Raw genomic sequence first — 25,342 nt, 5'->3', positions numbered from 1 at the left:
TCAGGCGAACAGCTCCCCCTGTAGTCGATCAAGCAATGCCTGGATGGCGTCCAGGCGTTGCTGCGGGGAGTCGATCTCGAGCAGTTCGAGCTTGTCTTCCTCGACAAAGGGCAGCAAGTAGGCCAGCTGGTTGGCCAGCGCCTGCTGACCCGCAACTGTCACCGGCATACCCAGGGCCTCGACCATCGGGTGCTCGCCCAAGGCCTGCAGCAGTGCGAGCAGATCGTGGTGATCATCCTCCAGGGGGCTGTCCTCCAGCTCCGGCAACCAGGACACATCGGCCATCAACAGTTGGTCCTTCTGCACCTCGAACGGCCCCACGCGAAAACGTCTGGTGCCCTCGACTCGGATGCCGAGCAAGCCGTTGTCCTGCTGCTGGAAATCGCGAATCACCGCCTCGCAGCCGATCTGCGAAAAGCCTGTGGGCGCTGTGCCAACCTGCTGCCCCTCGAGAATGCACACCACTCCGAAGCCGCCACCCTGCTTCATGATGCGGCCGATCATGTCGAGATAGCGTGCTTCAAAGATCTGCAAATCAAGGAAGCATCCTGGGAACAGCACGGTATTGAGCGGAAACAGGGGTAACGTCATTGCAAGTCCTCAAGCTACCAGGCTGACTGCCAACGGCAGGAACACCGCGGTGGCAACCCCCATCAGGCTCATCGCCAGTGCCGCAAAGGCACCACATTCATCACTTTCCTGCAGGGCTACCGACGTTCCCACCGCATGAGCGGTGACACCCAACGCCATGCCCCGGGCTTCGGGACTGTGCACCCCGCAGCGCGATAACAGGCCGGGGCCGAAGATCGCGCCGATAACACCGGTAATCAGCACGAACACCGCCGCCAAAGCTGCGACGCCGCCGATCTGCTCAGCCACCAGCATGGCAATTGGCGAGGTGACCGACTTGGGCGCCATGGTCATCAGGATCATGTGCTCGGCACCAAACCACCAGCCAAGCAAAACGCAGGCCCCCGTCGCCACCACCCCTCCGATTACCAGCGTAGTAAAGGTAGGCCAGAACAGCTGACGAATCCGTCGCAGATTGAGATACAGCGGCACGGCCAGCGCAACGGTCGCAGGACCGAGGAGAATGCTCATGATCTCGGTACTTTTTCGATACTCATTGTAAGAAAGGCCACAAGCGAGCAGTACCCCAATGACTACAAGCATCGAGACCAACACCGGCTGCAAAAAAATCCAGCGTGTTTTCTCATAGGCTGCCAACACCAGTTGGTAAGCCCCGAGAGTTATGCCGATGCCGAACAGTGGGTGGTGAATGACAGCGTTCACGGCGCCGCTCCAGTCCAGGCTCATGGCTGCCCCTCACGCTTGCCCTGGCGGGCGATAAGCTTTTGCATCAGCACGCCGACAAAGGCCAGGGTGATCAGGGCAGACAGCACCAGTGCGCCGACGATGGCCCAAAAGTCCGCGGCGATGTCCGCCGCATACACCATCACCCCCACCGCTGGCGGCACCAGCAGCAATGGCAGGTAGCGCAGCAAGCTGTTGGCTGCCTCGCTCAAGGGCGCACCGACTTCACCACGCATCATGAGAAACACCAGTAGCAGCAAAAGACCGATGATCGGCCCAGGCAAAATGGGCACAAACAAATGGTTGATCGCCGTTCCAACCAACTGAAACAGCACCAGCCAGGTCAAACCACGCAACAGCATAACTTTCTCCTTCGGGCCTGGCGGCCATTATAAGCACGCTAACGAGCTGCCTATGTCCTGATATTCGCCTAAAACATGGCGACTTGACCGCTCTGTGCAGGCGTGATGATCTTAGACTTTCGAATCTGCCAAAGTCATAACAAAACCAAAAACAATCTGGAGAGTCACGATGCCCTATGTACCTGTTGCAGAGCTTTCGCAGTACGTTGGTAAGGAACTGGGACGTTCCGAATGGCTGACCATCGATCAAGACCGCATCAACCTGTTCGCCGAAGCCACCGGCGACTTTCAGTTCATTCACGTAGACCCCGAGAAAGCGGCGAAAACACCCTTTGGCAGCACCATCGCCCACGGCTTTCTGACCCTGTCGCTGATCCCCAAGCTGATGGAAGGCATCCTGGTACTTCCTGAAGGGCTGAAAATGGTGGTCAACTACGGCCTCGACAGCGTGCGTTTCATCCAACCCGTGAAAGTCGACAGCAATGTCAGGTTGAAGGTCGACCTGGCCGAGGCTATCGAAAAGAAGCCCGGCCAATGGCTGCTGAAGATTACCGCAACCCTGGAAATCGAAGGCCAGGAAAAGCCGGCCTATATCGCCGAACCGTTGACGCTCTGCTTCGTCTGAAGCTGCCTTATGCTGAAACAGCTCTGTGGCTGTTTCAGTCAGCACATTGTGCGGCATACTCGGGGTCTTACTCGTCCGGACCCCGTCATGCGCCCACTCGTTCCGCTTGCCCTGACCCTACTGCTCACTGCCTGTGGTGATGGCGAGCCGCTGCTCCCCCCTGACGCTCGGTTGCCGGATGGCGGGCGTTACCGTGGGCAGATGGTCGATGGTCTACTCCAGGGCGAGGGACGCATCGATTACCCCAACGGCAGTTGGTATGCCGGTAATTTCCAGGCTGGCCAATGGCACGGCCAGGGTGAGTGGCACGGCAGCAATGGCGAGGTTTACCGCGGTCAGTTCCAGCAAGGCCTGTTCCACGGCCAAGGCACCCTGAAAACCACGGGCAGCAGCTACACCGGCGGTTTCAAGATGGGGCGCCGCGATGGCGAAGGTACCCTCAAAGAAAACGGCCTGCTGTATCGCGGCCAGTTCAAGGACGATCAGTACAACGGCGCCGGACAGCTGGAGTTGGCCGACGGTAGCCAGTACCAGGGCTTGTTCGCCCACGGCAAGCCCAATGGCGAGGGCATTCGCAGCGACATCAGCGGCAACCAGTTCAGCGGTCACTTCAAGGACGGCCAGCTTGAAGGCAGCGGAACCTTCAATAGCGCCGAAGGCGACCAGTACATCGGGACCTTTCGCGACAATCACCTGGAAGGACGTGGCCGGTATGAAAGCACAGACGGCGACGTCTGGATCGGCCAGTTCAAGGACGGCACCCTCAATGGCAAAGGCGAACTGATCGGCGCCGACGGCAGCCATTACAAGGGCAGCTTCGACGACTGGCGCTTCTCGGGCCAGGGACGCCTGCAACTGGCCGATGGTAGCCTGTATGTCGGGGGCTTCGAAAACGATACTTATCACGGCCATGGCCGCCTGACCTCAGCCGATGGCAGCAGCCAGAGTGGCTACTGGGTCAATGGCCAACGTGTGCGCGACGAACAGGGCCGACTGCTACCCGATCCATTGGAGCTGGCGTTACTCAATCAAGGTCACTTGCTGGAGCAAGCACTCGCCAAAGTGCCCGCCTCGACGCCTGAGATCGAACTGTACAGCCTGGCTCTGGCCGGTGACGGCAAACAAAGTGTGTTTCTGCGCGAAGCCAACTATGTCAGCGCACTGCTGAAAAGTCGTTTTGGCGCGGTGGGCCAGATAAACCTGCTCAACCACCGCGATCATCTCGATGACAAGGCCCTGGCGACCCGTGAGAACCTTGCCCGAGCGGCACGCACGCTGGCTGATCGAACCGGCCCTGAGGATCTGGTATTTATCTACCTGACCACCCATGGCAGCCCTGACCACCAACTGGTGCTCGACATCCCACGCCTGCAACTGGCCGACCTGCCTGCCGACGCGCTCGCCAATTCGCTGGCGCCACTGAAGGATCGCGACAAGATTATCGTTATCTCGGCCTGCTACTCCGGTGGGTACATCGATTCGCTCAAAGACAGCAAGACCCTGATCATGACGGCATCGCGCGCCGACCGCGTGTCCTTTGGCTGTTCGGAAGAAGCCGACTTCACCTATTTCGGCGACGCGCTGTTCGCTCAGGCTCTGAACCAGACAGACGATCTGCGCCAGGCCTTTGAACTGGCCAAGGCCAGCGTTGCCGAACGTGAGGCAGCGGAAGGTTTTGACCCTTCCGAACCGCAAATCTGGGCGCCCAGCGAGGTGCTCGAACACTGGCAACGGCTGCGCCAGCAACAGGCGCGCAAGGCGTTGCAAAGCAATGCAGGCAAAGAGACAGTGCATGCAAAAAGTGTCAGCAACCACTAAGCTGACTGTATCAAGGGAGAGACATCATGTACTTGACGCCTCAGCACATCCTGCTTGCCGGAGCCACCGGACTTACCGGTGAACATCTACTCGACCGGTTGCTCAACGAGCCGACCGTCAGCCGCGTGCTGGCCCCTACACGGCGCCCCCTGGCCGAGCACCCGCACCTGGAGAACCCCGTCGGCGATCCTGCCATTTTCTTGCCGCAGTTGGCCGGCCGCGTCGATATCGCCTTTTGCTGCCTGGGAACCACGATCAAGCAGGCGGGTTCGGAACCTGCCTTTCGCGCGGTCGATCTGGACATGGTGGTTGCCTTCGGCAAGCGTGCTCGCGAGATGGGCGCGCGCCATCTGCTGGTGGTGAGCGCCTTGGGGGCTGACTCGAAATCCTCGGTTTTCTATAACCGCGTCAAAGGTGAGATGGAAGAAGCCCTGAAGGCACAGGACTGGCCACAATTGACCATTGCCCGACCTTCGTTGCTGCTTGGCGACCGGGTAGAGCCGCGCCTGGCCGAGCGAGTGGCCGGTCCGCTGTCAAAGCTGATTCCCGGCAAATACCGCGGCATCGAAGCCTGCCAATTGGCCCGCGCGCTGTGGCGCCTGGCGCTGGAAGAGCAGGATGGGATTCGCATTGTCGAATCGGACGAGCTGCGTAAGCTCGGGAAATAATCGCGGGGCTTGCCCCGCGTTACAACCACCCGCTACAACCCTCCAGTCGCCTGAAACCCCACGCCCAACGCGGTCAAAACCGACAAGGGCAACAACAAGGTATCAAGCAAGACGCTCCCTGGCAGATCCAACCCCGGATAACTCGGGGCCTCGGCGCCAAAGCGGTCCATGGCGCAACAACCACCTTGCATCGCGTACAAGTCCAGACGCGTGCCGCTGTAGACCAGCGGCGCACCCGGCTTGGCCGCATCCAGCGTACGCACGGTCGCGCAGCCGCTAACCAACAAACCCAGCAAGGCGATAACCAGCAGCCGCTTCATTCATCCGCGCCGAGGTGATACTCGCCCCAACGTGGCAGCATGTCCTGGGGAATGTTCAGCAGGTTGAGAATTCTGGCCACCACAAAGTCGATCAGGTCATCGATCGTCTGCGGCTGGTGATAGAACCCAGGCGCCGCTGGCAGGATCACCGCCCCCATGTTCGACAACTTGAGCATGTTCTCGAGGTGGATGGTCGAAAATGGCGCCTCACGCGGTACCAGAATCAATTGCCGACGCTCCTTGAGGGTGACGTCGGCAGCACGCTCGATCAGGTTGTTGCAGGCGCCAGTGGCAATTGCCGACAAGGTACCGGTAGAACACGGCACCACCACCATCGCGGCCGGTGCCCCGGAGCCGGAGGCCACCGGAGACATCCAGTCTTCTTTGCCATACACCCGGATCTGCCCATCGGCAGCGCCGGTGTACTCAGTAAGAAACGCCTGTATCGCCTGAGGCTTGGCCGGAAGCACCACATCGGTCTCGGTGGACATCACCAGTTGCGCTGCCTTGGAGATCAGAAAATGCACCTCACGGTCTTCGCGCACCAGGCAATCGAGCAGGCGCAGACCATACTGCGCCCCCGACGCCCCGGTCATCGCCAGGGTGATGCGTTCCGGCCCGCTCATTTCAGCGCCTCGGCCAACTTACCGTGCAGGCCACCAAAGCCACCGTTGCTCATGATCACCACTTGGGTGCCGGGCTTGGCCTGGCTCTTGACCCGCTCGATGATCGCTTCCAGGCTGTCGGCAACCACGGCAGGCACCTTGCACTGCGCGGCGGTGGCGGCCAAATCCCAACCAAGGTTGGGCGGCGCGTACCAGATCACCTGATCGGCGTCGTTGACGCTTTCCGGCAAACCATCGCGGTGGGCACCCAGCTTCATCGAGTTGGAGCGCGGCTCGATTACTGCAATCAGCGGGGCGTCGCCAATGCGCTTGCGCAATCCGTCGAGGGTGGTGGCAATGGCCGTAGGGTGGTGAGCAAAGTCGTCATAAATAGTAATGCCTTGCACTTCGGCGACTTTCTCCATGCGCCGCTTGACGCTTTTGAACGCACTGAGCGCAGCAATACCCATGGCAGGCACTACGCCGACATGACGTGCTGCCGCCAGGGTTGCCAAGGCGTTGGCCACGTTGTGCTGACCGGTCAACTCCCACTCGACAACGCCCTGAGGCTCGCCGTCAAAGCTGACTTCGAAACGCGAACCGTCTGCGCTGAGCAACTTGACCTGCCACTGCCCGCCTTCACCGGTGGTTTGTACCGGGGTCCAGCAACCCATCTTGATCACGCGATCGAGGGCAGGTTCGGTGGTTGGATGAATGACCAGGCCTTCACTCGGAATAGTCCGCACCAAATGGTGGAACTGTCGCTCGATGGAAGCCAGATCAGGGAAAATGTCCGCATGATCAAACTCAAGGTTATTGAGGATCGCGGTACGCGGGCGGTAGTGAACAAATTTTGAGCGCTTGTCGAAGAAGGCGCTGTCGTATTCATCGGCCTCGACCACGAAGAACGGTGTACCGCCCAACCGCGCAGACACCGAGAAATTCTGTGGCACACCACCGATCAAGAAGCCGGGGCTCATGCCCGCATGCTCCAGCACCCAGGCCAGCATGCTGCTGGTGGTGGTTTTGCCGTGAGTACCGGCCACTGCCAACACCCAACGCCCCTGCAAAACGTGATCAGCCAGCCACTGCGGGCCCGACACATAAGGCAGGCCCTTGTTGAGCACATACTCAACCGCAGGGTTGCCGCGTGAGAGCGCATTGCCGATTACCACCAGGTCTGGTGCCGGGTCCAGTTGGGCGGCGTCATAACCCTGGGTCAGTTCGATGCCCTGGGCTTGAAGCTGAGTGCTCATGGGAGGATAGACATTGGCGTCGGAGCCCGTTACCCGATGCCCCAGTTCTTTGGCCAGCACTGCCAAAGAACCCATGAACGTGCCGCAGATACCAAGAATATGAATGTGCATTATCGACCTCACAAAACGTCGAGGCAGGGTAGCCCAGGGCGCAGGAATTCGCATCCTGTGTTTCGCTCAAAGGCGCCTGGCGATGCCGTGCTTGCGAAGTTTTCGATACAAGGTATTGCGGCTAACCCCCAACTGCGCGGCCACATGCGTCATGTGCCAGCGCTGTTGCTCCAGCGCTGCCAACAGAGCCCCACGCTCCGCATCCTCCAAAGGCGCCGCCCCTACCCCCGCTGAGACCGGGCTTGCCCCGCGCAGTGCCCGCTCCGCCCGAATAACGGCCGGAAGCTGCGCATGTTCAATACAACCATCATCACAAAGCGCCACCAAGGTGCGCAGAACCGTACGCAACTGACGCACGTTTCCCGGCCAGGCAAACGCCAGTAACGCGCGCCGTGAGTCTGAAGCCAGGCTCACCACCTGCTCACCCGCCTCCTGGGCCAGAATGAAATCCAACAATTGCGACTTGTCACTGCGCTCACGCAACGCCGGAAGTGCGATCTCCAGGCCGTTGAGGCGGTAGTAAAGGTCTTCGCGAAAACTGCCATCCTCAACCCGCTCCAGCAGGTTGCGGTGTGTGGCGCTGATAATGCGCACGTTGACAGCCTGGGGTTCGCCCCCAATCGGCACCACCATGCGGTCCTCCAGCACCCGCAACAATCGGGTTTGCAGGGCCAAAGGCATGTCGCCAATCTCATCGAGCAGCAAGGTACCGCCGTCTGCCTGCTGAAGCTTGCCGCGCATGCCCTCCTTGCGCGCACCAGTAAAACTGCCACCGCGATAACCAAACAACTCGCTCTCGATCAGGCTTTCCGGAATAGAGGCACAGTTCAGAGCGACAAACGCCTGGTCGCGGCGCTCACTGGCCTGATGCACTGCTTTGGCAAAGGCTTCCTTGCCGCTACCGGTTTCACCATTGATCAGCAACGGCACATCACGTTCGAACACCCGTATCGCTCGGCGAAACTCGTTTTGCAGCAACGGGTCGAGCAAGCAGATGCTCTCAGCTTTTTCTATCTTTTTACCCGGCAACGGCGTTGGCACCAACGGCCGCGCCGGGGCACGCACCTGCCCACGCAAACTGGCGAACAACAGACGACCATCGCGGGTGCGCAGCGGCCAACTGGTGCTGGCCTGCACGGTCGCACGACTGAACAGCTCATCCAGGGCGCAATCGAAAAACATCTCTACGGGCTTGCCCAGCACACCACCACGAATGGCCCCAAGCAGATTCAATGCGCTCTGGTTGACGGCACAAATACGCCCGTCACCATCGAAGGCCAGCAAACCCTCACTGAACAAGCCGACCGATTCGGCCTGCAGATGAAAGCGCAGCAGCCACTGATTTTCGAAATACCGCAGGAAGTAACAACTCTCGATCATCTTCGCCGAGAGATTGACCAAGGCCATGGTATGAAACTGGCTTTGCCGCGATACATCCGGGCGAGCCGATGAAACATCGAGCACCGCCAGCAGTTCGCCATGAGGGTCGAACACCGGGCTGGCGGAGCAAGTAAGGCCGGTGTGGCGGCCGCGAAAATGTTCGTCCTGATGGATGGTCAGGGCCTGGCGCTCAACCAGGCACGTGCCAATGCCATTGGTACCTTCGCAGGCTTCGCTCCAGTCAGCGCCAAGCCATAACCCGGCACGCTCGAAGATACGTCGTTCGGTGGGGGCGGTGACGCAATTGAGGATCACCCCACGGGCGTCGGTGAGCAACACCGCATGCCCAGCCCCTGACAATTGCTGATGCAAACTGCTCATCTCGGTGCCCGCGATCTGCAACACCTGTTGCAAGCGCTCGCGACTTTCGAGCACGCGGCCATGCTCAAGAACGGTCGGCGCAACGCTCAGGGCCGGATCGAGATGGTAGTCCTCAACGCAACGCAGCCACGAACGGGCAATAGAAGGATCACTGCCGGGGCCTTGGGTCTGGGCCTTGCCCTGAGTCACCGTCAGCACTTGCCGGGCATGCCGGCTGAGATGATTGTTCTGCACTTTTTATTGTTCTCCGCAGACGAGATAGACCCAGCATCCTCCACCCGCCCGCGCATTGCAATGTTGAGGTGACCGCCAGGTCACCGTCTGTGCCATTAGCGGTACAAACTGTCACTCCCCTTGTACCGACACTGCTACAGCAGCAACCGGGATCGTCACACAAAATCACGTAACCCACTGATTTCATTAGGCCCAGCAACACTGGCCCAAGCCTTGCTCTATGCTCTATGTATCCTCCCAACAAACACAATAGCCAGGAGACACACCATGCGTTATGCACATCCCGGTACCGAAGGTTCCAAGGTTTCCTTCAAGAGCCGTTATGGGAACTACATCGGTGGCGAGTTCGTTGCTCCGGTCAAAGGGCAGTACTTCGAAAACATCTCGCCAGTAAACGGCCAGCTGATTGCTGAATTCCCCCGCTCCACTGCCGAAGACGTTGAAAAGGCACTGGACGCAGCCCACGCGGCTGCTGACGCCTGGGGCACCACCTCGGTCCAGGCGCGCTCGCTGATCCTGCTGAAAATCGCCGACCGCATCGAGCAGAACCTCGAACTGCTGGCGATTACCGAAACCTGGGACAACGGCAAAGCCATTCGCGAAACCCTCAACGCCGACATTCCCCTGGCCGCCGACCACTTCCGTTACTTCGCTGGCTGCCTGCGCGCCCAGGAAGGCGGCGCCGCAGAAATCGACGGCAACACCGTTGCCTACCACCTGCACGAACCACTGGGCGTGGTCGGGCAGATCATTCCATGGAACTTCCCCATCCTGATGGCGGCCTGGAAACTCGCACCTGCCCTGGCGGCCGGTAACTGCGTCGTGCTCAAGCCCGCCGAGCAAACCCCGCTGGGCATCAGCGTGCTGCTGGAAGTAATCGGCGACCTGCTGCCAGCCGGCGTGCTCAACGTGGTGCAAGGCTATGGCCGTGAAGCCGGTGAAGCCCTGGCCACCAGCAAACGTATCGCCAAGATCGCCTTTACCGGGTCTACCCCAGTTGGCTCGCACATCATGAAATGTGCCGCCGAGAACATCATTCCTTCCACCGTCGAGCTGGGCGGCAAATCGCCGAACATCTTCTTCGAAGACATCATGCAGGCCGAGCCTGCCTTCATCGAAAAAGCTGCCGAAGGCCTGGTGCTGGCGTTCTTCAACCAGGGCGAAGTGTGCACCTGCCCGTCCCGCGCGCTGGTTCAAGAGTCCATTTACCCGGCGTTCATGCAGGAGGTAATGAAGAAGATCAAACAGATCAAGCGCGGTGACCCGCTGGATACCGACACCATGGTCGGCGCCCAGGCCTCCGAGCAGCAGTTCGACAAGATTCTCTCGTACCTGGAAATTGCCGAGAAAGAAGGCGCCGAACTGCTGACCGGCGGCAAGGTAGAAAAACTCGAAGGCAGCCTGGCGACCGGTTACTACATCCAGCCGACCCTGCTCAAGGGCACCAACGAGATGCGCGTGTTCCAGGAGGAGATCTTTGGCCCGGTAGTGAGCGTCACCACCTTCAAGGACGAAGCCGAAGCTCTGGCAATCGCCAACGACACCGAGTTCGGCCTGGGTGCTGGGGTTTGGACCCGTGATATCAACCGCGCCTACCGCATGGGTCGCGGCATCAAGGCTGGTCGTGTATGGACCAACTGCTACCACCTGTACCCGGCACACGCCGCGTTCGGTGGCTACAAAAAGTCCGGCGTCGGTCGTGAAACGCACAAAATGATGCTCGACCATTACCAGCAAACCAAAAACCTGCTGGTGAGCTACGACATCAATCCTCTGGGCTTCTTCTAACCCGCAAGAACAGAGCGGTTTCACCCCGGAACCGCTCTGGCTCGCTTCATGCAAGACCATCACCACAGAAACCGGCATCCGCCGGTGACGATAAAAAAAACAGGTGAATCCTATGCCAAGCGATCACTCCGGCAGCGTGCCGGCTGGTTCTTCTGTCGACTTCGAAAAGGTCGGCACCGACTACTTCCAACAACGTGAACTGAAAAAAGGCGCGGCAGGCTGGGTACTGCTGGTGGGCCTCGGCGTTGCCTATGTGATTTCCGGCGACTACGCCGGCTGGAACTTTGGCTTGGCCCAAGGTGGCTGGGGTGGGATGTTCCTCGCCACCTTACTGATGGCCACCATGTACCTGTGCATGTGTTTTTCCCTGGCCGAACTGTCCTCGATGATTCCCACCGCCGGTGGCGGCTACGGCTTTGCCCGCAGCGCATTCGGCCCCTGGGGTGGCTTTTTGACCGGCACGGCGATCCTGATTGAATACGCCATCGCTCCCGCGGCCATTGCTGTGTTCATCGGCGCCTATTGCCAGTCACTGTTCGGCATCGGCGGCTGGATGATCTACCTGGCCTTCTACATCATCTTTATCGGCATCCACATCTTCGGAGTCGGTGAAGCGCTGAAGCTGATGTTCATCATCACCGCCGTAGCGGCCATTGCTCTGGGGGTGTTCCTGGTCGCCATGGTGCCGCACTTCGATGTGAACAACCTGTTCGACATTGCCCAGACCGATGCCGTTGGCGCCAGCAGCTTCCTGCCGTTCGGCTATGTCGGCGTATGGGCAGCAATCCCCTATGCGATCTGGTTTTTCCTTGCGGTAGAGGGCGTGCCACTGGCCGCTGAAGAAACCAAGAACCCCAAGCGCGACCTGCCACGCGGGCTGATCGGTGCCATGCTGGTGCTGCTGGCGTTCGCCTTGTTGATTCTGGTGGTGGGTCCTGGCGGTGCGGGTGCCGAAGCCCTGAAAAGCTCGGGCAACCCGCTGGTCGAAGCATTGGCCAAAGCCTACGGCGGCTCGACCTGGATGGGCAGCTTCGTCAACCTGGTAGGCCTGGCCGGTCTTATCGCCAGCTTCTTCTCGATCATCTATGCCTACTCGCGGCAGATTTTCGCCCTGTCCCGCGCTGGCTACCTGCCACGCAAACTCTCGCAGACCAACAAAAGCAAGGCACCGGTGCTGGCCCTGGTCATTCCCGGCATCATCGGTTTCGGCCTGTCGCTGACCGGCCAGGGAGACCTGCTGATCCTGGTTGCCGTGTTCGGCGCTACGCTGTCTTATGTACTGATGATGGCTGCACACATCACCCTGCGTATCAAACGCCCTAAAATGGAGCGTCCGTATCGCACACCGGGCGGGATCTTCACTTCAGGCGTGGCGCTGGTGCTGGCTTGCATCGCCGTAGTCGCCGGCTTCCTGGTTGATCCTCGGGTTGTGATTGGCGCCGCCGTCATCTATGGCGTACTGATTGCGTACTTTGCGTTTTACAGTCGGCACCACCTGGTTGCCGGAACACCGGAAGAAGAGTTCGCCGCGATCCAAAAAGCCGAAGAGGCTTTGCACTGATCAACGCCACCCGCGCCGCAGGCCAGGCCTGCGGCGTTCTGGAGATTCTGTATGGCAAGTTTTGTACACACGGCAGGTCAACAGACTTACCGTTTTGAAAGCCTTAAAGAGGTCATGGCCAAGGCCAGTCCGGCACGTTCGGGCGATTTTCTCGCCGGAGTCGCTGCCAGCAACGATGGCGAACGGGTGGCGGCGCAGATGGCACTGGCTGACATACCGCTCAAACACTTTCTCAGCGAAGCGCTGATTCCCTACGAAGAAGATGAAGTCACCCGGCTGATCATCGACACCCATGACGCCAACGCCTTTGCCGCGGTCAGCCATCTGACCGTGGGTGGCCTGCGTGATTGGCTACTGAGTGATCAAGCCGATGAACACAGCCTGCGCGCCCTGGCGCCTGGGCTGACGCCGGAAATGGCCGCCGCTGTATCCAAAATCATGCGCGTGCAGGACCTGGTGCTGGTGGCGCAGAAAATCCGCGTGGTCACCCGTTTTCGCGGCACCATGGGTCTGCGCGGACGCCTGTCCACCCGCCTGCAACCCAACCACCCGACCGATGAGCCGGCCGGGATTGCCGCAAGCATCCTCGACGGGCTGCTGTACGGCAACGGCGATGCCATGATCGGCATTAACCCGGCCACCGACAGCATCGCGTCCATCTGCGCCATGCTGGAAATGCTCGACGCGATCATCCAGCGCTACGACATCCCCACCCAAGCCTGCGTACTGACCCACGTGACCACCTCGATCGAGGCGATCAACCGTGGCGTACCGCTAGACCTGGTGTTCCAATCGATTGCTGGCACCGAAGCAGCCAACGCCAGCTTTGGCATCAACCTCAATGTGCTGAAGGAAGGCTACGAAGCCGGGCTGAGCCTCAATCGCGGTACCCTGGGGCAGAACTTGATGTACTTCGAAACCGGCCAGGGCAGCGCACTGTCGGCCAACGCCCACCATGGCGTCGACCAACAAACCTGTGAAACCCGCGCCTATGCCGTGGCCCGGCATTTCAAGCCGTTTCTGGTCAACACCGTGGTGGGCTTCATTGGTCCGGAATACCTGTACAACGGCAAGCAAATCATCCGCGCCGGCCTTGAAGACCACTTCTGCGGCAAGCTGCTTGGCGTGCCCATGGGCTGCGATATCTGCTACACCAACCATGCCGAAGCCGATCAGGACGACATGGACACGCTGCTCACTCTGCTGGGGGTTGCCGGGATCACCTTCATCATGGGCATCCCAGGCTCCGATGACATCATGCTCAACTACCAAACCACCTCGTTCCACGATGCGCTCTATGCCCGCCAGACCCTGGGCCTGAAACCGGCGCCGGAATTCGAAAGCTGGCTGGCACGCATGGGCATCTTCACCCAGGCCGATGGCCGCGTGCGATTTGGCGACAACCTGCCACCGGCCTTCCGCCAGGCCTTGGCACAACTGGGATAAGCGAGGCGATCATGGCCAACACCCCACAGGACAACAGCAGCAATCCCTGGCTGGAACTGCGCCGACTGACCCCGGCGCGCATTGCCCTAGGTCGCACCGGCACCAGCCTGCCGACCGGCGCCCAACTGGACTTTCAATTCGCCCACGCCCAAGCCCGCGACGCCGTGCACCTGGCGTTCGATCATCAAGGGTTGCGCTCACAGTTGAGTGAGCGCCAGCGCGACAGCCTGCTATTGCACAGCGCCGCGGCCGACCGCCACAGCTACTTGCAACGGCCCGACCTGGGTCGACGCCTGCATCCGGACTCGGCCCAGCAGTTGCGTGAACACGCCGCGGCCAACCCGGGGGGTGTCGATCTGGCTATTGTCGTCGCCGATGGTCTGTCGGCCTTGGCGGTCCACCGTCACACCCTGCCGTTTCTCGCCCGTTTCGAAGAACAGTCCAGTGCCGATGGCTGGTCGCTGGCACCGGTGATACTGGTGGAACAAGGTCGAGTAGCCGTGGCCGACGAAGTAGGTGAGCTGCTCGGGGCAAAAATGACCGTGATTTTGATCGGCGAACGCCCGGGTTTGAGTTCCCCTGACAGCCTCGGCCTGTATTTCACCTACAACCCCAAAGTGGGTCTGACCGACGCCTATCGCAACTGCATATCCAACGTGCGCCTTGAAGGGCTCAGCTACGGCATGGCCGCGCACCGCCTGTTGTACCTGATGCGCGAAGCCTGTCGCCGACAACTGTCGGGGGTCAACCTGAAGGACGAAGCACAGGTGCACACCCTTGAGTCAGACACCGACATATCGAAGAAAGGAAACTTCCTGCTAAGCAAACCTTGAAAGGCAAACGCTTCGTAGATTGCACTTTCTAATTATCTTCAGGCAGCATCTGCCGAGGCGGCCGGCGACTAGCCGCGAATTCCCATGGACCCTGAGGCCTGCTAATGCGGATTATCAAAGCAACCCTGGAACATCTGGACCTGCTCGCCCCGCTGTTCGTCAAATACCGCGAATTTTACGGTCAGCTGCCCTACCCGGACTCCTCCCGTTCGTTTCTGGAAAAACGCCTGGACCGAGGCGAATCGATCATCTACCTGGCGCTGCCCGACGATGACGACAACAAATTGATGGGTTTCTGTCAGCTCTACCCAAGCTTCTCTTCACTGTCGCTCAAGCGCGTCTGGATTCTCAACGACATCTACGTAGCTGAAGACTCCCGCCGCATGTTGGTGGCCGACAACCTCATGCGCGCAGCGAAAAAGCTGGCAAAAGAGACCAATGCCGTACGCTTGCGGGCCTCCACCAGCCGCGACAACGATGTGGCGATGAAAACCTACGAATCCATCGGTTTTCGCGAAGATCAGGAATTCAAAAGCTACATTTTGCCGATCAGCTCAGACTGAACCAGTGGCGCGGGCTTGCCCCGCGATTGCAGATGTCAGCCATGTTGCAATCGCGGGGCAAGCCCACTCCTACGGAATTTGATATCGCTACCTTCCTATCTTGGTAACCCGCCGCTACAAACTGCTCAGGCACAATCTCGTCGCCTCCGTATAATGCGCCCTCCTAAATGTGTGAAACTTTACCCATCACTCGGGTAGCGGCTGATCGCATCCGCACTGCCAGCCATCGCATGCCCTCGACCGGGTTCAAAGAACACAGGTGCTGTACATGGATTTCAACCCGCTAGACCTTATTCTGCATCTCGATGCCTACCTCGATTTACTGGTCAACAACTATGGCCCGTGGATCTACGCGATTCTGTTCCTGGTTATTTTCTGCGAAACCGGTCTGGTAGTTATGCCATTCCTGCCCGGTGATTCCCTGCTGTTCATCGCCGGTGCAGTGGCGGCTGGCGGCGGCATGGACCCGGTACTGCTAGGCGGTCTGCTGATGGTGGCGGCGATACTTGGCGACAGCACCAATTACATCATCGGCCGAACAGCCGGGGAACGATTGTTCCGCAATCCCAACTCGAAAATCTTCCGCCGCGACTACTTGCAGCAAACCCACGATTTCTACGACCGCCACGGCGGCAAAACCGTAACCCTGGCGCGGTTCCTGCCGATTCTGCGCACCTTTGCCCCATTCGTGGCGGGTATCGCGAAAATGCATTACCCACGTTTCCTGGGGTTCAGCGTTGCTGGCACCGTACTTTGGGTTGGCGGCCTGGTAACCCTCGGCTACTTCTTTGGCAACGTCCCGTTTATCAAACAGAACCTGTCATTGATGATCGTCGCCATCATCCTGTTGTCACTGGTGCCGATGATCATTGGCATTGTGCGCAGCCGCATGCACCGCCCCGCCAAGGTCAACTAAGCCCTGGCCATGTGGTCATTGAGCGCCTGGCGCCGTCGCCGTACCCTGGCACGCCATCCCATCGACCCGCAGCGCTGGCAGCGGGTTCGTGAGCGCTTGCCGATGCTTGACGGCCTGACATCTGACGAAGACCACTGGCTGCGTGAAGCTTGCGTACTGTTTCTGCATGAAAAACACCTGAGCGCCCTGCCCGGCGTAGAACTGGACGGCGAGCAGCGGTTGTTTCTGGCTGCCCAGGCCCAACTGCCGTTGCTGCACCTGGGTGAACTGAACTGGTATCAGGGCTTTCACGAAATAGTGCTTTACCCCGACGACTTCCTCAGCCCCCAGCGCCATCGCGATGCCAGCGGCGTTGAGCATGAGTGGAACGGCGAGCACAGCGGTGAAGCCTGGCAACAGGGCCCGGTCATCCTGGCCTGGCCAGGGGTGCTGTCCAGCGGTGGCTGGGAAGGCTACAACCTGGTCATCCACGAACTGGCGCACAAGCTCGACATGCTCAACGGCGACGCCAACGGTCTGCCGCCGCTGCACAACGACATGCGCGTAAGCGACTGGGCCAAGGCCATGCAAGACGCGTTTGACGACCTCAACCGTCAATTGGACCGCAACCCCGACGCCGAAACCGCCATCGACCCGTACGCGGCGGAAAACCCTGCGGAGTTCTTCGCCGTCACCAGCGAATACTTCTTCAGCGCCCCCGACCTGCTCGATGCCGCCTACCCCGCGGTATACCAACAGCTACGCGGTTTTTACCGCCAGGACCCATTGGCGCGCCTGCAGCAATTGCAGCACAACCACCCTCACTACCGGCAGCACCAGGACTGACACTGCCGGACATCAGGGCGAACGTGGCAAGCACCGCGGAATGTGCCTATAATCGCGACCAATTTTTGGCCAAACATGGGGGCACTGCCCAATGAGCTACAGCAAGATTCCGGCTGGCAAAGACCTGCCGAACGACATCTACGTCGCCATCGAGATTCCAGCCAACCACGCCCCGATCAAGTACGAGATCGACAAGGACAGCGACTGCCTGTTCGTTGACCGTTTCATGGCCACCCCGATGTTCTACCCGGCCAACTACGGTTACATCCCCAACACCCTGGCTGACGACGGTGATCCCCTCGACGTGCTGGTTGTTACCCCGTACCCAGTAGCCCCAGGCTCGGTCATCCGTGCCCGTCCGGTCGGCATCCTGAACATGACCGACGACGGCGGCGGCGACGCCAAAGTTATCGCTGTACCGCACGACAAACTGTCGCAGCTGTACGTCGACGTTAAAGAATACACCGACCTGCCAGCCCTGCTGCTGGAGCAAATCAAGCACTTCTTCGAGAACTACAAAGACCTCGAAAAAGGCAAGTGGGTCAAGATCGAAGGCTGGGAAGGCGCTGACGCCGCCCGCGCCGCGATCACCAAGTCGGTAGCTGCCTACAAAGGCTAAGCAACCCACTTAACAAAGAGCCCCGCCAATGCGGGGCTTTTTGTTGGCCGCTGTCTCGGGAGGTGCGGGCTCAAGCCTGTTTAATCCCCAATCCCGCATCATCAACAAGCGCCTTGGCGAATTCACTCAGAAAATAAGCGGCCCACATCATCTCGCCGTCTTCATCCAGCAGCCCTGCCTGAATCAGCTTATGCACGCATCCAAGCACGGTTGAAGCCTGCTCCAGCGCGTAGTCACAGGGCACCCCCGGGCTGATGCGAAACAGCCCCATAGGTACTTGCTCGCTGCAGATGAAATTAACAACGCCTACTGTTTCCCCCGTTTCCGTGCTCATGGCTCTCCCCTCGCGTCCATGGCTTGCAGGGTGCTCAGCGCGTGCTCGACCAACGCCCTGGCCATCTCGGCCGAATGCAGCACGCTCATCAGCATGCCTTGGCCCGGTTCATTGGCGTGGGCTCGGCAAAATTCGTCGGTAGTTTCGTGGATGCCGCGCAGCAGTTCGCTGGCAAAAGCCAGGGAATCAGGAGGGATCAGGTCGCTGTGGATGGAAAAATAGGGGGTGGTGATGAGGGAGGCAGGCGGGTCTGGGACTATTTTTTTCATGGCGTCACTCCTCGTTCCATTTAGGAGCCACCACCTCAATCCTTCTCACGGGATTTAAGGGTGGCAGCCGTACGCAGGGTGAGAAACCGAGGGAACATAGGAAAACTCGGCCAGACCGAAGTCTGCCCGCGCACGGCCGCCATAACATGCTCGCCGCTATATTCATCAACGGGTTCTCACGCCCGGCCATCCAAAAAGACGACCCGAGGAAATTAGCCCTGATGCACTGTCCTAACAACAGAGAAAAGGCGGCAGCGGACGTAGGATAGATCCGAACGCAATCCAAGTTGAATATTTTTACAAAGAAAACTCCTACGCCACCCACGGCAATGCCTGTAAACCCGGCCCATTTGCAGGCTAAAAAATGAACCTCGCGTTTATAGCCCCACCCTTTGAAGGCCTTTAGACTCAGGCCTCATGAATACATCCGGTGATCGACTCAAAAACCTTCTGCACGAGTGCAGCCTGTCGCCTTCCGACTTCGCGGCGCAGCGCCAAGTGACTCCGCAGCACGTCAACAACTGGTTCAAACGAGGCGTACCCTTGGCGCGTCTCGATGAAATCGCCGATCTACTGTGCGTTTGCAGCAAGTGGTTACGTAGCGGCGAAGGCCCCAAACATCCAACCCCCTTACCGCGCACCCATGCCGCCCTGCGCAAACCGGGCACCGAGCCGACAGACCCCAGCCTGCTTGCCGCCAACACTGCAGAAGACATCCAACTGCCGTTCTACAGCATACAATCCAAGCAACTACGACCCATCACCAGCCGCTACCTGCGCCTGCCCGTCCGTGCCCTGGATGCCGTTGGCGTCGACCCCGCCCAAGCGATATGCGTCACCATGCCCACCAACAACATGAGCCCCTTACTGCCGCGCGGCAGCACCTTGGCCATCGACAAAGGCATGACCGACATCGTCGAAGGCGAACTCTACGCCCTCCTGCACAATGGCCGCCTGCGCATCCACAGCATCACCCAACGCGCCAATGGCACCCTGCGCCTGCACAGCCATGACAGCGACGAACACCCCACAGAGACCTACACCCAGACACAACTGAAAAATCAGCGGCTGATCATCCTTGGCTGGGTATTCTGGTGGTCAAGCCTGCGCGACAGCCGCCCTGGTTGAGCGGTTGCGGGTGAATTTTTGCTGGGCAACGGCAGCGATACTCAGTATGCTACGCCGCACATTTAGCCCCGGCTGCTCAGCACGCCAGCGGGCCTGGCGCGGCACACACTGCCTGCAGCCACCTCCCGGCCCCAGCGCCGGAACAACGATTTTAAGGCGGTTGCGGCTTACCATAAATTAGCCAAGACCGTCCCCTAGGAGCCGGCCACAAGCCGGCTTTTTAATGCCTGAACGTCCATGACTGGGCGGTGGGAATGACTAGGTGAATCAGATACCTGACAGCTCCCCTCAGAACCCACCCTCCTGAAAATCCTTGCAATAAAACCCCTCCATGTCTCGCTTTACGCCATGCGGCGAGCCGGGATGTTTGTGGCCACAGGGGCCCTTGGTATCGTGTTTCACGTACCACTCCCGCGTCACCGGATGGGGCGTGCGCTCACCGCGCCAATGGGTGCAGCTGGCGCAGCGATGTTGCGTCGTCAGTGGGCCAACTTTGCGATGTTTGAGCGTAAACGTGCCCAAGTCCACAGGCTTTGATCTGCTGGAACGCTCTGTGCTTTGACTAGGCGGGTCTCGCTGGTCGGATGTAGGGCTGTAGCTGTAGCCTCCCCCGGTACTGTGACTGTGGGTGTCTCGTGAAGACCGGGCGCTGGATGCAGGCGCATTGATAATTGCCCGCCAGAGCGCGTAAAGCCCACCGATTGCCAACAGGGCAACCACAATCTTGCCCAGTAGCGCCTTAATCAAACTAGGCCAGGATTCGGCCTCTTCCTTCGCCAGGCGAACCCGCTCGGCTTCTTCGGCCTTGCTTTGCTGCGCAGCAATCACTTGCCAACCTTGGGCAGCTATTGTCTGGAACGTCTCAGGCTGGAAAATGGCGTTCGAGCCGTCAAGGTTGAAACGGGAGATCTCCTGAAGGCATTGACGTGCCTGGTGGTCGAAGTTCGTCTTGGTAATGCTCAGGCTGCCAGGTGCGTTGACCACTTTTTCCAGGCAGGTGATGAATTGCTGCTTCTCTCTTTGCTGTACCTGCTCCAGGGTTAGCCCCTGAGCGGTGCGATACGGTGCTTTTTTCGCGGGGTACCAACTAAAGGGCGCAGCTTCAAGTTCGCTGAAACGCGCGTCCAGCGCCCGCGACAATTTGTCGAAGGAATAAGCGGTCGTAACGTTGGCTGAAGCGAATTGTTCGGCCAACCCTTTTGACAATATCTGCACACGAACCGCTTTGTCGAAATCAATCCAACGCTGGCGCGCTTCCTCATAGAGGCGGTTCTGTTCTCCGGTAAACGTCACTGCAACGTAATCACCTTGGCGTAGGGATTGAACTGCCGGGAACTGCGTTCGGCATTCATCAATCGTTCGGCTGTGCCAGCGGTCGGCGTTGTAAGCATCCTGCACACACTGCATGTAACCGCGCACATCGCTTTGCGCCTGTTCGATCGGAGGGGTGCTGGCATGCGCGGGTGCAAAAATTATCCACACGCTCATGAAGGTGACGAATCGTCCTGGATTCAGTCGGGGAAGGTGCATGTAGAGGCTCCGGTAAAACAGGCTGTAGGTGGCGTGACTGCTGGTGAACACTCATGGAAGGTTATCGCCTAGGTTCCATTATTCCTTAGCACTCAGTCGCATTTTGCCATCATCGCTTTCGACCGCCGCGACTTTTAACCGGATAAACGTGCAGCGTCTTATCACTTTGCCTCAGGTGCCAGCAACGCACCCACCGACTCAGGGAAATAAGCCACCTGCAGTGGATACTCACGCCCCAGCAGCTTGCCCCGGCCGTACCAAACGACGCCATTTTGATGCAGAACCAGCCCATCACCCGCGTACTCATAGGACGCACCGGTAGAGGTGTTGAATGAAAAACGCTCCGCATCGATCTGGCTGACTTTGTAGGTAACATTTGCCAATGGCAGTTGTTGCTTGACTCGCTCCAGGTAGACCGGTGCCAGGCGAACGAACATATCTTTTGCCTGTTGACGGTAGTCGGAAACTTTCAGGCCTGGGCGACGTTGCAGCTCTGCCGCAATGAGTGCGAAAACATCGGCATTTGCCCTCGCCTCGGTGATTTTTACTGGCAGCACTTGGTTCAACCGAGAATTGTCGATCTGTAGCACTGGCGTACCCGATGCATTACTGGTGGTGATGATGTCCGCCGCATCCACCGGGGAAAGCACTGTCGTCGCAAGATGGGCGGCGCAGGCGGTGGTTTGTGATGATTTATCACCATTAACCAGCAACGAAAGTGGGCTGCCTTGAGTTGGTATCTGCAAAGGGTCGACCCGCTGTTGAGCGAGAAACGCATTTACCTGCTCCTGCCTGAGTTCTCCGCTCGCCAAGCCACATACCTGCTCCATCAGCTTGGGATTGCGCTGGCCGTTAAAGCTGGGCGCCAGGGAGAATACGGCTTCCTGAATGATCGGCAGCGCTGGCACCTCCACCCAATGACGTTGGACATTGGTGCCAGGGGGCAACGTGGCTTTATCACACCCGGTCAGTGCAAAAAGACCCAACAAAAATACTGTCAGTCGGCGCCCGCTTTTTATCTGGAAGTACCCTCACATCTATTCGTTGGTTGCCCACATAACACCATCACCGCTGATTGAGCTTAATCTCGGTGCGCTGTTTGGTCGTATGGGGATACGTTCCTGATTTTGTGCATTTCAGTTGCAGCAGTGACAACAGTCGTCGCCACAATTGTGGAAAAACGCCCGCAATTTTCTGCCGAGTCTTCTAATCGGGTGTTCAACATTGCGCTATCGGACGATATCGAGAGCTACATTTCGCCAAGACTGGTCAACGAGGCAAAGGCTCGCGGTCTCTCCGTTAAATTCGCCTTTCATCAGAGCAATAGCTCGCTGTGGAAAACATCGTTGGCTGACCCCGACATTGACCTGGTCTTGTGCTCCGAACCCAAAGAGCTGACTTCGCACTACAGCTCACAAGTGCTGTTCTCTTCGTCTTACTCATGCTTGTACGACGGCCCGCGGCTCAATCTGAAAAGCCCGCTTACCCGTGACGAATACCTGATGCATGAGCATGTAAGGATTTCCTTCGATGGACGTCGAGGGTTTGTGGACGACCTGCTGGAAAGCGAGGGGGTCGCCCGCCGGGTATCCGCATCTTTCACCCACTTCAGTGGCGCGCTGGCTACCTTGGTACACAGCGACGTGATCGCTACATTGCCTACTTTTGCAGCGCTGTCCTATGCCCGCATAGCGCGCTTGACCGTAAGCCCTGTGCCGATTTTCGTCCCGGCCTTTCGCGTATTCATGGTCTGGGATGTGGAGCACAACGACGACGCACATAATCGCTGGCTGCGCAGCTTTGTCATCGACACCACGCAAGCGTTGCAGCGTGGATCCCTGGCGTCCACCTGAAGAAAAGTACTGGTTTCACTGACGCCACTACATTGACATCACCCAACCAAGCATCGAGACTTCCCGCCTTGTCCACTCTCCAGAATGCTCATCGATATGGAACGCAACATGAGAAATCTACTTGCAGTCGCTCTGGCCGCCGTCTTTCTTACCGGCTGCAGCGCCGAAATCGACAACGCGCAAGTCGTGACTAAAAATGGCCTGATGTACAAGAGCGGAGATTCCGATCCTTTCACCGGTCGCATCGTTAATTTGCCAATCGGTCTGCCAGGCCTTACCGCGCTGTGTAACACGCAAGTGGAAAAGGGTCGCTACGACGGTAAGAGCGAATGTTTCTACGACTCGAAAAAAGTCTACGAGGTCGAGTACGCCGCCGGCAGCAAGAACGGCACCGAGACGGTGTTCGACGCCAAGTCAGGCACCACGATTTCGGTGAAGAACTGGAAGAACGGCCGCCAGGACGGTGTTGCCGAAGAGTACCAGAATGGCGTGCTGACTCATCAGCAGACGTTCAAGGAGGGCAAGCCGGACGCCCAGGAAACTCGCTGGAACGCCGATGGCAGTAAAGTGATCACGCAACTGGTCTGGAGCAATGGCACTAAGTTCAGCGGTTTCGAGACCGACTCCAACGGCAAGCACAACTACGCCAACGGCCAACTGCACGGCCCGCAGATCAAGTTCGACTACTTCGCCGGTAGCCTGAAGAATTTCGTCGGCGCCGAAGAAAACTACAAAGATGGCAAGCTCGATGGTGTACAGAAAAAGTACAAAAACATCCTGCACACCGACATCGTGCTGCAAGCGTCGGAACTCATCTATGAAAACGGTGTTGCGGTTTCAGGCTGGGTTCGTAAATTCGACCCGCTAGACGGTGCGTTGCTTCAGGAAGTTCAGCTGGTGCGTACGCCACAAGCAGAAGATGAAGACTTTGAAAGTGATTATCCGGGCAACCTTGTGCCCGTCGTCGCAACAACCTCTAACGAAAGCTGCGAAGACGCGTGGATGAACGCGTATCGCGCAGAAGTCGGCGAAGACGCCTTGATCAACAGTGAGCAAATCGGCGAGTGGGAATCCTGGTGCGCCGAAGGCAAACGCCCTTAAGCGGCGAACGCTTGGCAAACTTCCAACAAGGGCAGCTCAACAGCTGCCCTTGTTGTTTAAGCACAGCCTGAATGTTCAGCCCTTCACGCACACCACTTGCCGCAAGGTGTGCACCACTTCCACCAGCTCCCGCTGAGCCTGCATTACCGCATCGATATTCTTGTAGGCCATTGGGATCTCATCGATGACGTCTTTGTCCTTACGGCATTCGACATGGGCGGTGGCGCGCACCTGGTCGTTGAGGGTGAACTGTTTTTTCGCCTGGGTGCGGCTCATGGTGCGCCCAGCACCGTGGCTGCACGAGCAGAACGACTCTTCATTGCCCAAGCCACGAACGATGAAGCTTTTGGCGCCCATGGAGCCGGGAATGATGCCCAGTTGGCCTTTCTGCGCCGACACCGCGCCTTTGCGCGTAACCAGGATGTCCTCGCCGAAGTGGCGTTCGCGTTGCACGTAATTATGGTGGCAGTTGACTGCTTCAAGGTTGGCCTCGAATGGCTTTTTCAGCACCTGGCGAGCGGCAGCAATCACCGCCTGCATCATCAACGCGCGGTTTTGCCGGGCGAAGTCCTGGGCCCACTCAACTGCCTCGACGTAATCGGCAAAGTGACGGCTGCCTTCTTCGAAATAGGCCAGATCCTTGTCTGGCAAGTTAGCGATGTGTTGGCGCATATCAGCCTGGGCCAGTTCGATGAACAAGTTGCCAATAGCGTTGCCTACCCCGCGTGAGCCACTGTGTAGCATGAACCAGACGCGGTCGGCTTCATCCAGACAGACTTCGATGAAATGGTTGCCGCCGCCCAGCGTGCCCATGTGCTGACGGTTGTTGGTTTTCTCCAGTCGCGGGTATTTGCCGGTGATCACGTTGAAGCGCCCGACCAAGGCCCGCCAGGCATGGTCAGCCTGCGCCGGCACATGATCCCAGGCGCCCTGATCGTGACGGCCGAAAGTTTTACCATGGGGTACGGCTTTTTCGATGGTGCTGCGCAGGCGATGGAGGTTTTCGGGTAGGTCGCTGGCCACCAGCGAGGTGCTGGCAGCGATCATGCCGCAGCCGATATCTACACCTACTGCCGCGGGAATTATCGCGCCAAGGGTGGGGATCACGCTGCCGATGGTCGAACCCTTGCCCAGGTGCACATCCGGCATGACCGCGAGATGCTTGAAGATGAACGGCATCTTCGCGGTATTGATCAGTTGCTTACGCGCCTCGTCTTCGACCGGTACGCCCTGGGTCCAGAGTTTGATCGGTTTACCACCGGCGACTTCGAGCAGGTTCATGTCACCCCCTGGATATATGCACGTGTACTTACAACCAGAAACATAATGCGTTCGGAAAATTTTACAGTACACCAGACAACAACTAAGGTGTATTTCAGAGGACCGAATCACGACTGGCCGGATGCCAGTCGGCACTTGCTGAGCAGGTGCTCTCGGGCATCTGGATTGGCCTCTTCTTTTTGAGGGCCGGGTCGACGACTTCATGGGACGCCGCAAGCCAC

General features: G+C 58.8%; 26 protein-coding genes. 14 read left to right on the top strand and 12 right to left on the bottom strand.

Features of this window, described 5'->3' with window-relative positions:
• The 3 genes from D3Z90_RS02920 to D3Z90_RS02910 are packed head-to-tail and all read right to left on the bottom strand — an operon-like array spanning position 1 to position 1,676.
• Complete coding sequence (locus D3Z90_RS02920; RefSeq protein WP_136474326.1) at positions 1-591, bottom strand: LON peptidase substrate-binding domain-containing protein; 591 nt, start codon at positions 589-591, stop codon at positions 1-3.
• Positions 592-600: 9 nt separating this feature from the next.
• Positions 601-1,317 (bottom strand): LrgB family protein, encoded by a 717-nt coding sequence (locus tag D3Z90_RS02915; RefSeq protein WP_136474325.1) that lies wholly within the window; start codon positions 1,315-1,317, stop codon positions 601-603.
• Positions 1,314-1,676 carry a CidA/LrgA family protein gene (locus D3Z90_RS02910; RefSeq protein ID WP_136474324.1) on the bottom strand — a complete coding sequence of 121 codons (363 nt, stop codon included), beginning with the start codon at positions 1,674-1,676 and terminating at the stop codon, positions 1,314-1,316. Before D3Z90_RS02910 ends, D3Z90_RS02915 begins: the two co-directional genes overlap by 4 nt.
• Before the next feature lie 169 nt (positions 1,677-1,845).
• Here D3Z90_RS02910 and D3Z90_RS02905 point away from each other — a divergent pair, with 169 nt between their 5' ends.
• From D3Z90_RS02905 to D3Z90_RS02895, 3 genes are all read left to right on the top strand, one after another.
• Entirely contained in the window at positions 1,846-2,301 is a 456-nt protein-coding gene (locus D3Z90_RS02905) for a MaoC family dehydratase (protein WP_136474323.1), read from the top strand.
• 87 nt (positions 2,302-2,388) lie between these two features.
• Positions 2,389-4,119 carry a C13 family peptidase gene (locus D3Z90_RS02900; protein ID WP_136474322.1) on the top strand — a complete coding sequence of 577 codons (1,731 nt, stop codon included), beginning with the start codon at positions 2,389-2,391 and terminating at the stop codon, positions 4,117-4,119.
• A 26-nt stretch (positions 4,120-4,145) separates the two neighbouring features.
• Positions 4,146-4,787: an oxidoreductase gene (locus tag D3Z90_RS02895; protein WP_136474321.1), complete on the top strand. Its 642-nt coding sequence runs from the start codon at positions 4,146-4,148 to the stop codon at positions 4,785-4,787.
• A gap of 32 nt (positions 4,788-4,819) precedes the next feature.
• On the opposite strand, the gene D3Z90_RS02890 is transcribed toward D3Z90_RS02895, so the two are convergent.
• The 4 genes from D3Z90_RS02890 to D3Z90_RS02875 form a co-directional block, all read right to left on the bottom strand.
• Positions 4,820-5,107, bottom strand: coding sequence for a YceK/YidQ family lipoprotein (locus D3Z90_RS02890; RefSeq protein WP_136474320.1), 288 nt, complete (start codon positions 5,105-5,107; stop codon positions 4,820-4,822).
• The gene (ubiX, locus tag D3Z90_RS02885; RefSeq protein ID WP_136474319.1) at positions 5,104-5,733 is read right to left on the bottom strand and encodes a flavin prenyltransferase UbiX; all 630 of its coding nucleotides are present in this window, start codon (positions 5,731-5,733) and stop codon (positions 5,104-5,106) included. Before ubiX ends, D3Z90_RS02890 begins: the two co-directional genes overlap by 4 nt.
• Positions 5,730-7,079, bottom strand: coding sequence for a UDP-N-acetylmuramate:L-alanyl-gamma-D-glutamyl-meso-diaminopimelate ligase (mpl, locus tag D3Z90_RS02880; RefSeq protein ID WP_136474318.1), 1,350 nt, complete (start codon positions 7,077-7,079; stop codon positions 5,730-5,732). The genes ubiX and mpl overlap by 4 nt, the downstream gene beginning before the upstream one ends.
• Positions 7,080-7,145: 66 nt before the next feature.
• On the bottom strand, positions 7,146-9,074 hold the full coding sequence (locus D3Z90_RS02875) for a sigma-54-dependent Fis family transcriptional regulator (RefSeq protein ID WP_136474317.1): 1,929 nt from the start codon (positions 9,072-9,074) through the stop codon (positions 7,146-7,148).
• A gap of 267 nt (positions 9,075-9,341) precedes the next feature.
• Between D3Z90_RS02875 and D3Z90_RS02870 the strand changes: the two genes are divergently transcribed.
• From D3Z90_RS02870 to ppa, 8 genes are all read left to right on the top strand, one after another.
• Positions 9,342-10,862, top strand: coding sequence for an aldehyde dehydrogenase family protein (locus D3Z90_RS02870; protein ID WP_136474316.1), 1,521 nt, complete (start codon positions 9,342-9,344; stop codon positions 10,860-10,862).
• Positions 10,863-10,974: 112 nt separating this feature from the next.
• On the top strand, positions 10,975-12,423 hold the full coding sequence (eat, locus tag D3Z90_RS02865; protein WP_136474315.1) for an ethanolamine permease: 1,449 nt from the start codon (positions 10,975-10,977) through the stop codon (positions 12,421-12,423).
• Between the two features lie 51 nt (positions 12,424-12,474).
• Positions 12,475-13,869: an ethanolamine ammonia-lyase subunit EutB gene (locus tag D3Z90_RS02860; RefSeq protein WP_136474314.1), complete on the top strand. Its 1,395-nt coding sequence runs from the start codon at positions 12,475-12,477 to the stop codon at positions 13,867-13,869.
• An 11-nt stretch (positions 13,870-13,880) separates the two neighbouring features.
• Positions 13,881-14,702 (top strand): ethanolamine ammonia-lyase subunit EutC, encoded by an 822-nt coding sequence (gene eutC / locus D3Z90_RS02855; protein ID WP_136474313.1) that lies wholly within the window; start codon positions 13,881-13,883, stop codon positions 14,700-14,702.
• A 104-nt stretch (positions 14,703-14,806) separates the two neighbouring features.
• Positions 14,807-15,265, top strand: a complete 459-nt coding sequence (locus D3Z90_RS02850; RefSeq protein WP_136474312.1) for a GNAT family N-acetyltransferase — start codon at positions 14,807-14,809, stop codon at positions 15,263-15,265.
• Between the two features lie 268 nt (positions 15,266-15,533).
• A complete protein-coding gene (locus tag D3Z90_RS02845) occupies positions 15,534-16,181 on the top strand; it encodes a DedA family protein (RefSeq protein WP_136474311.1) in 648 nt (215 codons plus the stop codon).
• A gap of 9 nt (positions 16,182-16,190) precedes the next feature.
• Positions 16,191-17,006 (top strand): zinc-dependent peptidase, encoded by an 816-nt coding sequence (locus tag D3Z90_RS02840; protein WP_136474310.1) that lies wholly within the window; start codon positions 16,191-16,193, stop codon positions 17,004-17,006.
• A gap of 91 nt (positions 17,007-17,097) precedes the next feature.
• Positions 17,098-17,625, top strand: coding sequence for an inorganic diphosphatase (gene ppa / locus D3Z90_RS02835; RefSeq protein ID WP_136474309.1), 528 nt, complete (start codon positions 17,098-17,100; stop codon positions 17,623-17,625).
• A gap of 70 nt (positions 17,626-17,695) precedes the next feature.
• Here ppa and D3Z90_RS02830 read toward each other — a convergent pair whose 3' ends face one another.
• A complete protein-coding gene (locus tag D3Z90_RS02830; RefSeq protein WP_136474308.1) occupies positions 17,696-17,959 on the bottom strand; it encodes a DUF3077 domain-containing protein in 264 nt (87 codons plus the stop codon).
• Positions 17,956-18,228 (bottom strand): hypothetical protein, encoded by a 273-nt coding sequence (locus tag D3Z90_RS02825; RefSeq protein ID WP_136474307.1) that lies wholly within the window; start codon positions 18,226-18,228, stop codon positions 17,956-17,958. The genes D3Z90_RS02830 and D3Z90_RS02825 overlap by 4 nt, the downstream gene beginning before the upstream one ends.
• Positions 18,229-18,645: 417 nt before the next feature.
• On the opposite strand from D3Z90_RS02825, the gene D3Z90_RS02820 reads away from it, so the two are divergent.
• On the top strand, positions 18,646-19,356 hold the full coding sequence (locus tag D3Z90_RS02820) for an XRE family transcriptional regulator (RefSeq protein WP_136474306.1): 711 nt from the start codon (positions 18,646-18,648) through the stop codon (positions 19,354-19,356).
• A 288-nt stretch (positions 19,357-19,644) separates the two neighbouring features.
• Here D3Z90_RS02820 and D3Z90_RS02815 read toward each other — a convergent pair whose 3' ends face one another.
• Both D3Z90_RS02815 and D3Z90_RS02810 read right to left on the bottom strand, forming a co-directional pair.
• Positions 19,645-20,754, bottom strand: a complete 1,110-nt coding sequence (locus D3Z90_RS02815) for a hypothetical protein (protein WP_136474305.1) — start codon at positions 20,752-20,754, stop codon at positions 19,645-19,647.
• Positions 20,755-21,047: 293 nt separating this feature from the next.
• On the bottom strand, positions 21,048-21,875 hold the full coding sequence (locus D3Z90_RS02810) for a hypothetical protein (protein ID WP_136474304.1): 828 nt from the start codon (positions 21,873-21,875) through the stop codon (positions 21,048-21,050).
• Positions 21,876-22,034: 159 nt separating this feature from the next.
• On the opposite strand from D3Z90_RS02810, the gene D3Z90_RS02805 reads away from it, so the two are divergent.
• On the top strand, positions 22,035-22,739 hold the full coding sequence (locus tag D3Z90_RS02805) for a LysR substrate-binding domain-containing protein (RefSeq protein ID WP_256658316.1): 705 nt from the start codon (positions 22,035-22,037) through the stop codon (positions 22,737-22,739).
• Between the two features lie 108 nt (positions 22,740-22,847).
• On the top strand, positions 22,848-23,840 hold the full coding sequence (locus D3Z90_RS02800; RefSeq protein WP_136474302.1) for a toxin-antitoxin system YwqK family antitoxin: 993 nt from the start codon (positions 22,848-22,850) through the stop codon (positions 23,838-23,840).
• A gap of 75 nt (positions 23,841-23,915) precedes the next feature.
• Here D3Z90_RS02800 and D3Z90_RS02795 read toward each other — a convergent pair whose 3' ends face one another.
• Entirely contained in the window at positions 23,916-25,121 is a 1,206-nt protein-coding gene (locus D3Z90_RS02795) for an RtcB family protein (RefSeq protein ID WP_136474301.1), read from the bottom strand.
• Between the last annotated feature and the right edge of the window lie 221 nt (positions 25,122-25,342).

It is taken from the genome of Pseudomonas sp. DG56-2 (assembly GCF_004803755.1).
Lineage (GTDB): Bacteria > Pseudomonadota > Gammaproteobacteria > Pseudomonadales > Pseudomonadaceae > Aquipseudomonas > Aquipseudomonas auratipiscis.
This window is presented reverse-complemented; position numbering and strand designations above follow the sequence as displayed.